We start from the raw sequence: 13,167 nt of genomic DNA on the forward strand, positions 1-13,167 counted from the left end.
ATCTTTAGACGGTGCCCGGACACTCTGTCGCGCCACCTGTCCGACTTCTCCGAGTCCCCGGAGTGTGAGGTATTCCATGTTTCTCCTCGGCACGCACCGGTCGGTTGTGCAGCGACTTCGTCTCTACGCCAACAGGAATCTGGGGGCGGGAAACTTCTTCTGGCACGCCTGGAAGATTTCACAGGACCGGGACCGGCCACTCCTGTTCCACCCGGATGTCACGCAGCCGGCCTGGGAGGATCACGAGTGGAAGGGCTTCTCCCTCAACGACATCCGGATCACCGTCCTGCGGTACGCGAACTGGTACCGCGAACAGGGGGTGACCGGCGGCTCCCACGTCGGCCTCTGCACCGGCCACGGGCTGTACGGGCTGCTCCACCACATCGCCGTCACCTCGCTCGGCGGGGCGGCCGTCCACTGCAATCCGCGCATGGCACCGCAGACCGCGTCCGAGTACTTCCTGCGCACCGGCGCCCGTCTCGTCGTCGGCGACGCCGACCTGCTGAAGGACCTCACCTCGGCCTGGCAGACGGCGGGCGCCACCGCCCCTCGCCTCCAGGACATCCGCGTCCTCGACGCGGAGGCCGTCCGGCCGCGCGCCGCCCTCCCCTCGTTCCCCCACCGGCACACCGACGACGACCTGGTCATGGTGTCCCACTCCTCGGGAACCACCGGCCGCCCCAAGGCGCCCGTCTTCCACCACCGGTCGTTCTTCGCCGGCAAGCGCGAGCGGCTGTGGACGTTCCCCTCACTGCGCTCCGACCGGCTCCTCACCGCGCTGCCGCACAGCCACTCCGCCGGCATCAGCTATCTGTCCATGGCCCTGCTGCTGGGCATTCCCACACTCATCCTGGACGGCGCGGACGGCGAGCGGGTGGCCCGCGCGGTCAACACCTTCAAGCCCACCGTCGTCCTCGGCTTCCCGCTCACCCTCGCCGAGATCGACCCGGCCGCCATCAGCCCGGAGGCGGCCCGGCACGTGCACACCTGGAACGGCATGGGCGACGCCTCGCACGAGCGGCACATCCGCCCGCTGACCGCCCTCGGCGCCCCCGGCACCGGCTCGGCCTATGTCGACGGCCTCGGCTCGTCCGAGATGGGCATGGTGCTCTTCAAGGCCGCCCACACGGCCCGGTCCGGCCACTACGGCCGCTACATCGGCAAGCCCGTCGGTGTGGTGCGCGAGGCGGCGGTCCTCGACCCGTCCGGGCGTGAACTGCCCGACGGCCAGGCCGGCATGCTCGGCGTCAAGGGAGCGAGCGTCACTCCCGGCTACTGGGACGACCCGGGACTCACCAAGCAGTCGATCCTCAACGGCTACTTCCTCACGGGCGACATCGTCCGCAAGGACGGCGAGGGCAACTGGTACCACCTCGACCGCACCCCCGACGTCATCAGGGCCGCCGCCGGCGACATCCACAGCCTGCCCCTCGAAGAGGTCGTGCTGAACACCACCCAGGCCCTGGACGCCGCCGTCGTCGCGGTCGACGACCCCCAGCAGCCCGGCAGGTCCTGCCCCGCCGCCGTCGTCTACTACGCGGACGGCACCGAGCGGGACGCCGCCGACCTCCTCACGGTGTGCAACGCGGCCCTCGACCAGGCCGGTCTGCCGCGCCTGAACGCGCTGATCCTCACGGCCGAGCGGGAACACCTCCCCGTCGGCGTGACCGGAAAGGTCCTCAAGCGGACGCTGCGCGAGAACCACCACGACGTACTGAGCCGGCCCGCCACCAACACCGTCGCGAAGTCGGCGGCCTGATCCCGCGTCGGCCGACCGACGGAAGAGGAACGAGCATGCCCGACCAGAAAGCAGTCCGCCGGGTCGTCGACATCATCACCGGTACGTGGCAGGCCCAGGCTCTGTACGCGGCCGTCTCCCTGGGTGTCGCCGACCACATCGCCGCCGGACACACCACCGACGAGGCGCTCGCCGAGAAGACCGGGTCGGACCCGGACGGCATACGACGGCTGACGCGGCTGCTGACCGCGATGGACGTCCTGGACTCCACGGCCACCGGCCACCGGCTCAGCCCCACCGGGGAACTGCTGCGTTCCGGCGCCCCCCACTCGATGAGCGACATGGTCCGCATCTACGGCGAGGAGTTCCACCGCGCGTGGGGCGCGGTCGTCCCCGCCGTACGGACCGGGACCTCCGGGTTCCAGCACGCGTTCGGGGTGACGCTGCACACCTATCTGCGCGATCCCGGGCTCGGCGCCAAGTTCCAGAGCGCCATGAACGCGGGCAACGTCTTCTTCGCGGACGTCCTCGACGTCTTCGACTTCGGAGGCCACCGCACCGTCGTCGATGTCGCCGGCGGCAGCGGGGCGTTCCTCGCCACGGTGCTCGAACGGCACCCGTCGTTGCACGGCGTCCTCTTCGACCAGCCGCACATGGTGCCCGTGGCCACCGCCCATCTCGACGCGGCGGTCGGTTCGGGCCGCTACGAGGTCCGGGCGGGCGACATCTTCGAGGGCGTGCCCGGCGGCGGAGACCTCTATCTGCTCTCCCGCGTCCTCCAGGACTGGGACGACGACCGCTGCGCGACCCTGCTCCTCCACATCCGCGCGGCCATGCCGGCGAACGGCCGGCTGCTGATCCTCGAACGGGTCGTCCCCGACCACGGCGAGACGCTCCTGCCGCTGCTGTACGACCTGCATCTGCTCATGGCCGCCGGCGGCCGTGAACGCGACCTCGCCGGCTACCGCGACCTGCTCGCGGCGGCCGGGCTGCGGCTGGAATCCGTACACGGACTCTCCCTCGAGACCAGCCTTCTGGTCGCGGCTGCCGTATGACCGCGCGTGCACCTGCCCCTTCCCACATGTATCGGAGTAGCGAGATGAGCAGCGGGGATCTCACGGTCTGCATCGTCGGTGCTGGGCCCCGTGGTCTGTCGGTACTGGAGCGGATCTGCGCCAACGAGCGGAAGTCCCCCTCCCATTCCTCGGTGATCATCCATGTGGTCGACCCGTTCAGGCCCGGCCCCGGCCAGGTGTGGCGCACGGCGCAGCCGCCGCACCTGCTGATGAACACCGTGGCGTCCCAGGTCACCGTCTACACCGACCACAGTGTGGAGATGGAGGGGCCGGTGGAGGAGGGGCCGAGCCTCTACGAGTGGGCGTCCGCGCTGTCCCTGCCGGGGATACCGGTCGAGCCGCGCGGCCCGTCCGACGCGGCCTTCCTGGCCGAGGCACGGCGCACCGGCCCCGACTCGTACCCCAGCCGCGCCCTGTACGGACGTTATCTGGAGGAGTGCTTCGACCAGATCGTCGGCGGCGCGCCGGACCACGTCACCGTCCGGGTGCACCGGACGACGGCCGTCGCCCTCGACGACACCGGCCAGGGGCCGGCCCAGTCCCTGACGCTCGCCGACGGCTCCCGGCTGACCGGGCTCGACGCGGTGGTGCTGGCCCAGGGACACGTGCCCGCCGAGCCCACGCCGCAGGAGACGAGCATGGCCGAGGAGGCCCGGGCCAGGGGCCTGACCCATGTGCTGCCCGCCAACCCGGCGGACGTGGACCTGCCGGCGCTGCGGCCGGGCGAACCCGTGCTGCTGCGCGGCCTCGGCCTCAACTTCTTCGACCACATGGCCCTGCTCACCGTCGGGCGCGGCGGCCGGTTCGAACGCGCCGGCGACCGGCTGCGCTATGTGCCCTCGGGCCGTGAGCCGAGGCTGTACGCCGGATCCCGGCGCGGCGTGCCGTACCACGCGCGCGGCGAGAACGAGAAGGGCGCGCACGGCCGTCACCTGCCCCGGCTGCTCACGCCCGAACGGATCGGGAGCCTGGCCCACCGGGCCGTGGACGGCGAGCGGGTCCACTTCAGCGGCGATGTGTGGCCGCTGATCGCCAAGGAGGTCGAGAGCGTCTACTACGGGACGCTGCTCACCGCCGCGGGCCGGGCCGGGGAAGGGGCGGAACTCGCCGACCGCTATCTGGCGGTGCCCGCGGGCGAGGACGAGCGGCGGCTGCTCGACGAGTACGGCATCGGCGCCGGCGACCGCTGGGACTGGCAGCGCATCTCCCTGCCCTACGGCGCACGGGTCTTCACCGGCCGGGCCGACTTCCACGGCTGGCTGCTGGAATACCTGGCCGAGGACGTGCGCGAGGCGCGGGCCGGGAACATGAGCGGCCCGCTCAAGGCCGCGCTGGACGTTCTGCGCGATCTGCGCAACGAGATACGCCTCGTCGTGGACCACGGCCGGCTGGAGGGCAACTCCTACCGGGACGAACTCCAGGGCTGGTACACCCCTCTCAACGCCTTCCTCTCGATCGGCCCGCCCGTCTCCCGCATCGAGGAGCTCATGGCCCTGGTGGAGGCCGGGACGGTCGAACTGGTCGGGCCCGGCATGCGCGTCGCCGTGCGCACCGACGACGCGGGGGCGCACGCCTTCGAGGCGACCTCCGACCGGGTGGGCGGGCCCCCGGTCCGCGCCCGTGTCCTGATCGAGGCCCGTCTGCCCGAGCCCGACGTACGGCGCACCGACGATCCTCTGCTGCGCCATCTGCTGGCGACCGGACAGATCACCCCGTACCGCATCGCCGGCGGCTGCGGCACGAGTTACGAGACCGGCGGGGTGTCCGTCACCGAACGGCCCTACCACGTGGTGGCCGCCGACGGCCGGGTCCACCGGCGCCGCTTCGCCTACGGCGTGCCCACCGAGGCCGTCCACTGGGTGACCGCCGCGGGCATACGGCCGGGGGTCAACTCCGTGACCCTCGGCGACTCCGACTCGATCGCCCGTGCCGTGCTGAACCTCGCGCCCGCCCGGGACGCGTCCGGCCCGCTCCCGTCCGGCCGGGACCGGACCGCCGATGTCCCCGCGGAGAAGAAGGTGCGCCGATGAACGCCGAACCCGGAGCGGCACTCAGCCGGAGCCCGGAGCACGACAGCGGGACGGACCCGGGCCCGGACAGCGGGCTGCTGTCCCCGGTCCGCGCCGGCGTCCCCGTCGAACGCGCGGTCTCCGACATCGCGTGGCTCCAGGCCATGCTCGACGCGGAGGCCGCACTCGCCAGGGCCCAGGCCGCACTGGGCACCGTGCCCGCCTCCGCCGCCGAGGCGATCACCGGGGCGGCCGACGCCCGACTGTTCGATCCGCGCGCCCTCGCGATCGCCTCCCGGGAGACGGCCAACCCCGTGGTCGGCCTCGTCCAGGCGCTCAACCGGGTGGTCGCCGAGACCGCTCCCGAGGCCGCCGAATACGTCCACCGAGGCTCCACCAGCCAGGACATCCTCGACACGGGAACCATGCTGGTCGCCCGGCGGGCCCTGCGCCTGATCCTGGCCGACCTCGACCGTACGGCCGTGGCACTGGCCGGCCTGGCCGAGCGGCACCGCGACACCCCGATGGCCGGACGCACCCTCGCCCTGCACGCCGTACCCATCACCTTCGGGCTCAAGGCGGCGGGCTGGCGGGAGCTGGTGCGCCAGGCCGGCCGGCGGCTGGCGGACGTCGCCGACACCCTGCCCGTCTCGCTCGGCGGCGCCGCCGGAACGCTCGCCGGATACCTGGAGTACGCCCGCCTCGAAGGTGCCGCGGCGGACCCCGGCGACTACGCCGCCCGGCTCGCCGACGCCTTCGCCGCCGAGACGCGACTGGCCCGCCCGCCCCTGCCGTGGCACGCCCTGCGCATCCCGCAGGCCGACCTCGCGGCGGCCCTCGCCTTCACCGCCGGCGCGCTGGGCAAGCTCGCCGTGGACGTGCAGGCCCTGACCCGTACCGAGGTCGGCGAGGTCGCCGAGCCCGCGGTGGCCGGCCGCGGCGGCTCCTCGGCCATGCCGCACAAGCGCAACCCGGTCCTCGCCACCATGATCCGCAGCGCCGCTCTCCAGGTACCGGCCCTGGCCGGCGCCCTGACCCAGTGTCTGGTCACCGAGGACGAACGGTCGGCCGGCGTCTGGCACGCGGAGTGGCCGCTGCTGCGCGAATGCCTCCGGCTCACCGGAGGCGCCGCCCACACCGCCGCCGAGCTCGCCGAGGGGCTGGTGGTACGTCCGGAGCGGATGCGCGCCAACCTCGGCCTGACCGGCAGCCAGTTGGTCTCCGAACGCGTCGCCGCCGTCCTCGCGCCACTGCTCGGCCGCGCCCGCGCCCGGCAGACGCTCACCGAGGCCTCCGCCGCCGCCGAACGCGACGGCGTCCCGCTGCACACCGTGCTCGGCGCGGTCCCGGAAGTCGCCGCCCACCTCGACGACCAGGAGCTGGCCGCGCTCCTGGACCCGGTCACCTACACCGGCGTCGCCGGCCCCCTCGTCGACCGGGCGGTCCGCCCGGCCACGTCCTCGCGGCCGACCGCCGTCAACCCAGGGAGCTGACATGCCCCGCCGTCTCTTCACCTCGGAATCCGTGACCGAGGGCCACCCCGACAAGATCGCCGACCAGATCAGCGACACCATTCTTGACGCGCTGCTGCGGGAGGACCCCTCCTCCCGTGTCGCCGTCGAGACGCTCATCACCACCGGTCAGGTCCATGTCGCGGGCGAGGTCACGACCAAGGCCTACGTACCGATCGCGCGGCTCGTGCGGGACAAGATCGTGGAGATCGGTTACGACTCCTCGAAGAAGGGCTTCGACGGCGCGTCCTGCGGCGTCTCGGTGTCCATCGGCGCGCAGTCGCCGGACATCGCCCAGGGTGTCGACACGGCCTACGAGAAGCGTGTCGGGGGCGCCGCCGCGGATGAGGAGGGGGACGAGCTGGACAAGCAGGGCGCGGGCGACCAGGGCCTGATGTTCGGCTACGCCTGCGACGAGACGCCCGAGCTGATGCCGCTGCCGATCCTCCTCGCCCACCGGCTCTCCCATCGCCTCAGCGAGGTCCGCGGGGACGGCACCCTGCCCTATCTGCGTCCGGACGGGAAGACCCAGGTCACCATCGAGTACCGGGGCAGCCGCCCGATCCGCCTGGACACGGTGGTCGTCTCCTCGCAGCACGCCGCCGGCGTCGCGCTCGACGGGCTGCTCACCCCCGATGTCCGGGAGCACGTCGTCGAGGGCGTCCTCAAGCAACTCGCCGAGGACGGCATCGATCTGGAGACCGACGGCTACCGCCTCCTGGTGAACCCCACCGGCCGCTTCGAGATCGGCGGCCCGATGGGCGACGCGGGCCTGACCGGCCGCAAGATCATCATCGATACGTACGGCGGCATGGCCCGGCACGGCGGCGGCGCCTTCTCGGGCAAGGACCCGTCCAAGGTGGACCGTTCGGCGGCGTACGCGATGCGCTGGGTCGCCAAGAACGTGGTCGCCGCGCGCCTGGCCTCGCGCTGCGAGGTCCAGGTGGCGTACGCGATCGGCAAGGCCGAGCCGGTGGGCCTGTTCGTGGAGACCTTCGGCACCGCGGCCGTGGCGGTCGACCGTATCGAGCGGGCGATTGGCCGGGTGTTCGATCTGCGGCCCGGGGCGATCGTCCGCGATCTCGACCTGCTCCGCCCGATCTACGCCCGGACCGCCGCGTACGGCCACTTCGGCCGCGAGCTCCCCGACTTCACCTGGGAGCGCACCGACCGGGTCGACGCGCTGCGCGACGCGGCCGGCCTGTAGGCCCCTGCCGCCGGACCCCGGAGGGAGACTCCGCGCGCACCGCCGTGAGCGGTGCCGCCGCCGGGGCCGTACGACGATCCGCCCCGGCGCCCGTCGGCGCCGGGGCGGACCGCGTGTACGGGGCGCCAAGCCGCGGGGGAACGAATACCTGGCGCCCCTGTCGAGGGGACGGGACGGTCCGGACGCCCGGGCCGTGCGCGATCCGCGGGCCCGTCGCCGCGGGCACCGGGCTCGGCGCGGGAGACCCCCGGGTGGTGCCGCCCGTACTCAGACCGACACGGGCCGGCAGCTCTTGCAGGCGCGATAGCCGGCCCGGTGCGCGTCCCGCGCGGTCGCGAACGGCACCCGGTGCGGCGCGGTGATGCGCCGGGCGTGCGCGCACGTGGGATGGCAGTAGATATGGGTGGTGTCGCTGCCCAGGAACACCGCGCCGCTGTGCGACCACTGGCGCACCCCGGCCATGTCGATCCCCTCGGCGGCGCGCAGCGCGTCCCCGACGCCGGGCAGGTACGCGGCGTCGCACGGCGCTCCGTTCTCGTAGGTCACCCGGTGGCAGGGAACGAGCACCACGAACGGGTTGCGCGCGAGCACGCCCAGGAGGGCGTCGGTGTTCCCCCCGGACACCGACGACGCCTCCCGGGCGATCCAGGAGAGGGGACGCAACTGCCCGGCGGGGATGGCCCGGACCGCCTGGAGGACGGCCGCCGTCACCTCGTCCACGGGACCCGGATCCAGCGGCAGCTTCCTGGCCCGCCCGGTCCGCAGGGCCGTGGTCAGCCCCGGGAAGGGCTTGACCGCCGGGATCGCGGACCGGCCGGTACGCGCGCGGTGCGACTCCTCGAACCGCTCGGACGTCAGCCCCGACGTCGCCGGCGCGGACCCGGTGACGGACTCCGGCGTGAAGGCCACGAAGAGTCCGCCCGCCGGTGAGTCCATCCGCACATACGTGTCGTAGCGCTCGCGCGGGATGCCCACGCGTCGCAGGACCCTCAGCGCGAAGTCCACGGGTACCGGCGGTGTCCCCAGCTCGCCGGCCGGACCTCCGCCGTTCTGCGACGCGGGTGGCCCGTCGTGGTCCTTCCTGCCGTTCATGGAGTCACCTCCCTCAGCTCCTCTTCCGTCCCCAGGAGCCGGCGCAGGTCTCCCATCGCACGTGAGACCTGTGCCTTGGCCGTCCCCACGGGACAGCCCTGCACCTGAGCCACCTCCGCATAGCTCATGCCGACCACGTGCCGCAGCACCACCGGTATCCGGTAGAACTCCGGCAGCTCGGACAGGGCGGCGACCAGGCGGCCACGGTCGTCCGCGTTCAGGGCCCGTTCCGCCGGGCCCGGATTCACGTCCGGCCATTTGTCCTGGGCGTCGTCCACCCGGATGGCGGACACCGGGCGACGTGTGCTGCTGCGTACATGATTGCGCCACACGTTCGCCGCGATGGTCATCAGCCAGGCACGTGGGCGCAGTGCCCGCCGCCGCTCCGGCGCATAGGTCCGCAGCGCCGTGTAGGCGCGCAGGAACGTGTCCTGCCCCAGATCGTCCGCCTCGGCGGCCGATCCGGACACGCGCAACAGGAACGCGTGCACGCCCTTGGCGTGGACCCGCACCAGTTCCGTGAAGCCGTCGTCCAGATCCGTCGCCAGAAGATCGGTCAACTGCTCGGCTGCCTTGTCCATCACCGATAGAACACCAATCCCGGAGAAGGGGTTGCCGCAGGCGCCGGGCGCCGATCGCGGGTGTCGCGCGGTGGCCGGTCAGACAGCCGGACAGGCCGCCGGCCGCATGAGCGCGGGCTCGTCCGCGTCGATGGCCTCGTACAGGCGGCGCAGGCGCGGCACCGGCTCGATGCCGAAGGAGTCCTGCAGCCGGCAGCGGAGCCGCTGGAACACGCCCAGGGCCTGGGGCCGCATGCCGGAGCGGTGGAGCGCGAGCATGTACTGGGCCTGGATGTTCTCGTGCGTCGGGTGCAGCGTGGCCAGCGTGCCGAGTTCGTCGAGGAGCTCGCGGTGCCGGCCCAGCTGGAGATCGGCCTCGACCCGCCACTCCAGTACGCCCTTGCGGGCCTCTTCCAGTTCGATGACGTGCGCGGAGCTGAGCGCGCCGGACGGCACGTCCGTGAGGGCGGGCCCCCGCCACAGCGCGAGGGCCTCGCCGAGCAGCTGGGAGGAACGCGCGTAGGCGCCGGTCATGGACGCCTCCCTGCCGTGCTGGGCGAGGTGCTCGAACCGGAGCCGGTCGCTGGCCTGGGCACCCACCCTGAGCTGGTATCCCTGGTTGCGGGTCACCAGCGTGTGGCTGCGGTCCGGGGACGCGTTGCGCAGAATCTGCCGGATGTACAGCACATAGGTCTGGAGCGTGGACATCGCCGTCTTCGGCGGGCGGGATCCCCACAGCTCCGCGATGCACTCCTCGGCCCGGACCAGGCGGTTGGCGTTGAGGATCAGGAAGGCGAGGAGTTGGCGGGGCTTGGGCGCGCTGGGAGTGCGGTTGCGGCCGTCGACGACGAGGGACAGCGGGCCGAGGACGCCGACCTGGAGCGAGGGCTCGCCGGACTCGGGCGCGGTGTCGCCGCCCTGCCGGCTGTGCTGGGACGCGAGGACGCGGTGGGTGGTACGCCTCGTCATACGAGGTCCCGGACGTACGCGTCGGTGGTTTTCGCCGCCGGGCCGGGCGGGCTCGTACGCCTGGTCCGGGGAGCGCGGTGCCACGGCCTTCCCACGGGCGGCCGTCCGGCGGAACAGGAGCGTGCCGGAGTGCTTCTGGGGGTGTCGGCCCGCTGGTCGGTCCGCGTCGGCATGGGTCCCTCGTGCCTGCCGCGCTCGATCCGGGGCGGGGCCGGCGTTATGACGAGAGAACGGGTACGGGCTGCTCGTTGCTGCTGTCGCATGACGAACTTCCTCCGCTGAATCCGGTCATGGGGGTTGTTTCCGGCTTACAAGGCAACTTTCGGTCTTGGGGCGAGATCCATGCAACGCCAACTTGAGAAAGATGCGTCGGCGGTTGTTCTTGGCGGAATGACGACCGTCGTCACGTGCGGGAGGCAACCGTTCCGGGTCTGGCGGGGTTTGTCTTGGTCGCGGAGAGCATCTGTAACAACTTGGTAAACTGGCGTTAATCCGCCGTCACTGTTGCGAAACGCTCTGGTTGCTGGACAACCTGTTGCCCAGCAAGCGCTGGGTGACGCTCATCACGGGGGAGAGCGCATGACCACGAACGGCACATCGCACGAACAGAATCCGTCCCATCAGATATCGGTCGCCGAGTTCAGCGGAGACGTCTTCGGCCACCTGCCCCGGCAGGACCAGCGCCGGTGGGCCGAGACCTACCTCAAGGGGCTGCTCCGTACGCCGGGCAAGAAGTCCGTACGGCGCATGGCCGCCGCGGTCTCCGACGCGCCCACCGCGTCCCAGTCCCTGCACCAGTTCATCAGCATGAGCCCCTGGCCCTGGGAGCCCTCCCGCAGCGCCCTCGCCCGCTGGATACAGCAGCGGGCCACCGTGCGGACCTGGAGCCTGTTACCGGTCGTCACGCCCAAACGGGGCCGGTATTCCGTCGGCGTGCAGCAGGGTTTCGACGCCGAGGCCGGGCGCGTGATCAGCTGCCAGGTGGGTGTCGCTCTGCTGCTCTCCACCTGCTGCGACGACATTCCGGTGGACTGGCGGCTCCAGCTGTCCGAGGCCTGGTGCGACGACCCGCAGTTACGGCGGCGGGCCCGGCTGCCGGACTCCGCCGGCGCCCATCCGCTGTGGGCCCTCGGCCTGGAGCTGGTCGAGTCCCAGGCCGCGCGTTCCGAGGGGCCACCGCCCCCGGTGGTGGCGGACGCCCGCGAGTTCGTCGACACCAGGGCCCTGGTCAATGGGCTCGGCGGGCGGGGAACCAAGTTCGTCATCTCCATCGCCGACAATCTGATGATGCGCGCGGGACCTCATCTGGGCGCGCAGCGGCGAGCGGGTTCGGCGGCGCCGGCGGGACGCCTGTGCGTCGACGACCGGCTGCTCTACTGGAGCGCCCCGACCCGCGCGCACACCTCGCCGGGGTCCCATCGGCCGGCCGCGGTCATGTGGACCCTCTCCGGTCCGGTGCACATGCCGCGGTCCGACCACACCCTGCGGCTTCTGGCGGCCTGGTGTCCCAAGGGCACCAGGCCCACCGGTATCTGGCTGACCAACCTGGTGCACGCCGACATCGACGAACTGATCGCGCTGGCCGACACGCAGACCGGATCCGGCGGGGTCAAGCAGCCGCTGCGCGAAGGCTTCGGACTCAGCGACTTCGAGGGGCGTTCCTTCCCCGGCTGGCACCACCACATGACGCTCGTCTCGGCCGCGTACACATGGCACCGGTTCTGCGGAACCTCCACCTGCACACACCCGTCGATACCGCAAGCCGTGGCCTGAGGGCTGTCCGACGGATCTTCGCGGGTCCGCGACGCCCGGCACGGCACTGTCCCGCGGCGCTCGGCGAGATCCGGCCGCCGGTGGGCCGACGGCGGTCCTGGCGTGACCGCGCCGCCGTCGGCCCACCGGCACCGGGAGTCCCCTGCGCGCGTCTCAGAGATCGAGCAGTTCCTCGTGGAAGCCGCCGAAGCCCCGCTCGTGGTCGACGAGATGGATCTCCAGGATCCAGTGCAGGAGCTGCCCTCTCTCGTCCGCGCGCCGCAGTGGCTTGTCGTTGGCGGGCACGATGTGGGAGTCGACGTCCTCCCAGTCGTTGTACTCGGGCGGGAACTCGCCCACCAGGTGACCCGCGTGCCAGCCGCCGAGCCGCCAGCCCGCTTCGGCCGCCAGCCGCTCGACCTCGGCGTAGAGTTGCCGCCCGGTGATGTCCGGGTCCGCTTCGAAGGCGCGGCGTCCCGCCGCGAAGACGGTCGGCAGGTCGTCGCGCAGACGGTGTTTGACGGGGTCGTCGCCGAGCACGAAGGTCCGCCCGAAGTCGGCCTCGAACTCCTCGAAGATCGGTCCGAAGTCGGCGAAGACGATGTCGTCCGCGCCGATGACCCGGTCCGGCGGGTTCTCGCGGTACGGCAGGAGGGTGTTCGGTCCGGACCGCACGATCCGCTTGTGCCAGTAGTGCGTGGTCCCGAACATCTCGTTCGCCAGATCACGGATCCGGTCGCTGAGCTCGCGTTCGCCCTGGCCGGCGGCGACCAGGCGCCGCGTCTCGATCTCGGCGAACAGCGACGCCGCTCTGGCCTGGGCGTCCAGGAGCCGTGCCGCGCGTGTGGATTCGTCCGTCACATCGCTCACCGTAGGAGTTCCGGCTTCGTTTCGGCAACCGCCCCTGATCACGGCCGATCACGGGCGGACGCGCCCGGCGGCCGGGGGCCGTTCACCGCACGGCTCGGCGGCCGGGCCGATCGGCTGTCACCTCCGCCGGGCCTTCCAGCTCCCCCAGGCCAGACAGCCGAGGATCACGGCGACCGCGAGGTCGTCGATGCCACCGTTCCGGTTCGTCGTGGCGAGGGCGCCGACGGTGAGGGCGGCGAAGAGTACGGCGAGGAGCGTCCAGAACCTGATCACGTCGCCTCCCGACCACGGATGATGAGGAGTCAACCGTAGTGGGCCGCCCGCCGCGGTGGAGGCACCTCCGCCCATCACCCCCCACCGGGACGTGAGTGCGGGACATGAGC

General features: G+C 72.2%; 11 protein-coding genes. 6 read left to right on the forward strand and 5 right to left on the reverse strand.

Annotated elements, in window-relative coordinates; genetic code table 11:
- Nucleotides 1–106: 106 nt before the first annotated feature.
- Genes BFF77_RS11020 through metK form a run of 5 tightly spaced genes read left to right on the forward strand, consistent with a single transcriptional unit; the run spans nucleotide 107 to nucleotide 7,541 of the window.
- Nucleotides 107–1,759: a class I adenylate-forming enzyme family protein gene (locus BFF77_RS11020; RefSeq protein ID WP_245703357.1), complete on the forward strand. Its 1,653-nt coding sequence runs from the start codon at nucleotides 107–109 to the stop codon at nucleotides 1,757–1,759.
- A 35-nt stretch (nucleotides 1,760–1,794) separates the two neighbouring features.
- A complete protein-coding gene (locus BFF77_RS11025) occupies nucleotides 1,795–2,793 on the forward strand; it encodes a methyltransferase (protein ID WP_066947066.1) in 999 nt (332 codons plus the stop codon).
- A gap of 44 nt (nucleotides 2,794–2,837) precedes the next feature.
- Entirely contained in the window at nucleotides 2,838–4,844 is a 2,007-nt protein-coding gene (locus BFF77_RS11030) for an FAD/NAD(P)-binding protein (protein ID WP_066947069.1), read from the forward strand.
- Nucleotides 4,841–6,316: a nitrosuccinate lyase gene (locus BFF77_RS11035; RefSeq protein ID WP_079125022.1), complete on the forward strand. Its 1,476-nt coding sequence runs from the start codon at nucleotides 4,841–4,843 to the stop codon at nucleotides 6,314–6,316. Before BFF77_RS11030 ends, BFF77_RS11035 begins: the two co-directional genes overlap by 4 nt.
- A 1-nt stretch (nucleotide 6,317) precedes the next feature.
- Complete coding sequence (gene metK / locus BFF77_RS11040; RefSeq protein ID WP_066947071.1) at nucleotides 6,318–7,541, forward strand: methionine adenosyltransferase; 1,224 nt, start codon at nucleotides 6,318–6,320, stop codon at nucleotides 7,539–7,541.
- A 267-nt stretch (nucleotides 7,542–7,808) separates the two neighbouring features.
- Here metK and BFF77_RS11045 read toward each other — a convergent pair whose 3' ends face one another.
- The 3 genes from BFF77_RS11045 to BFF77_RS11055 form a co-directional block, all read right to left on the reverse strand.
- Nucleotides 7,809–8,633 carry an Ada metal-binding domain-containing protein gene (locus BFF77_RS11045; protein ID WP_066947074.1) on the reverse strand — a complete coding sequence of 275 codons (825 nt, stop codon included), beginning with the start codon at nucleotides 8,631–8,633 and terminating at the stop codon, nucleotides 7,809–7,811.
- The gene (locus BFF77_RS11050; protein WP_066947077.1) at nucleotides 8,630–9,214 is read right to left on the reverse strand and encodes an RNA polymerase sigma factor; all 585 of its coding nucleotides are present in this window, start codon (nucleotides 9,212–9,214) and stop codon (nucleotides 8,630–8,632) included. Before BFF77_RS11050 ends, BFF77_RS11045 begins: the two co-directional genes overlap by 4 nt.
- A gap of 78 nt (nucleotides 9,215–9,292) precedes the next feature.
- Complete coding sequence (locus tag BFF77_RS11055) at nucleotides 9,293–10,162, reverse strand: AfsR/SARP family transcriptional regulator (RefSeq protein WP_079125023.1); 870 nt, start codon at nucleotides 10,160–10,162, stop codon at nucleotides 9,293–9,295.
- Nucleotides 10,163–10,741: 579 nt separating this feature from the next.
- Between BFF77_RS11055 and BFF77_RS11060 the strand changes: the two genes are divergently transcribed.
- A complete protein-coding gene (locus BFF77_RS11060) occupies nucleotides 10,742–11,935 on the forward strand; it encodes an IS701 family transposase (RefSeq protein ID WP_066947080.1) in 1,194 nt (397 codons plus the stop codon).
- 153 nt (nucleotides 11,936–12,088) lie between these two features.
- On the opposite strand, the gene BFF77_RS11065 is transcribed toward BFF77_RS11060, so the two are convergent.
- The gene (locus BFF77_RS11065) at nucleotides 12,089–12,784 is read right to left on the reverse strand and encodes a M24 family metallopeptidase (RefSeq protein WP_211280197.1); all 696 of its coding nucleotides are present in this window, start codon (nucleotides 12,782–12,784) and stop codon (nucleotides 12,089–12,091) included.
- Nucleotides 12,785–12,901: 117 nt separating this feature from the next.
- Nucleotides 12,902–13,057, reverse strand: a complete 156-nt coding sequence (locus BFF77_RS35570; protein WP_169922651.1) for a hypothetical protein — start codon at nucleotides 13,055–13,057, stop codon at nucleotides 12,902–12,904.
- Between the last annotated feature and the right edge of the window lie 110 nt (nucleotides 13,058–13,167).

Source organism: Streptomyces lushanensis, from assembly GCF_001700515.1.
In the GTDB taxonomy this organism is placed as follows: Bacteria; Actinomycetota; Actinomycetes; order Streptomycetales; family Streptomycetaceae; genus Streptomyces; species Streptomyces lushanensis.

What these genes read in the sequence shown, in the direction of transcription:
- BFF77_RS11050 (WP_066947077.1), bottom strand. Translation starts at nt 9,214, where the DNA reads ATGGACAAGGCAGCCGAGCAGTTGACCGATCTTCTGGCGACGGATCTG.
- BFF77_RS11030 (WP_066947069.1), top strand. Translation starts at nt 2,838, where the DNA reads ATGAGCAGCGGGGATCTCACGGTCTGCATCGTCGGTGCTGGGCCCCGT.
- metK (WP_066947071.1), top strand. Translation starts at nt 6,318, where the DNA reads ATGCCCCGCCGTCTCTTCACCTCGGAATCCGTGACCGAGGGCCACCCC.
- BFF77_RS11060 (WP_066947080.1), top strand. Translation starts at nt 10,742, where the DNA reads ATGACCACGAACGGCACATCGCACGAACAGAATCCGTCCCATCAGATA.
- BFF77_RS11045 (WP_066947074.1), bottom strand. Translation starts at nt 8,633, where the DNA reads ATGAACGGCAGGAAGGACCACGACGGGCCACCCGCGTCGCAGAACGGC.
- BFF77_RS11055 (WP_079125023.1), bottom strand. Translation starts at nt 10,162, where the DNA reads ATGACGAGGCGTACCACCCACCGCGTCCTCGCGTCCCAGCACAGCCGG.
- BFF77_RS11025 (WP_066947066.1), top strand. Translation starts at nt 1,795, where the DNA reads ATGCCCGACCAGAAAGCAGTCCGCCGGGTCGTCGACATCATCACCGGT.
- BFF77_RS11035 (WP_079125022.1), top strand. Translation starts at nt 4,841, where the DNA reads ATGAACGCCGAACCCGGAGCGGCACTCAGCCGGAGCCCGGAGCACGAC.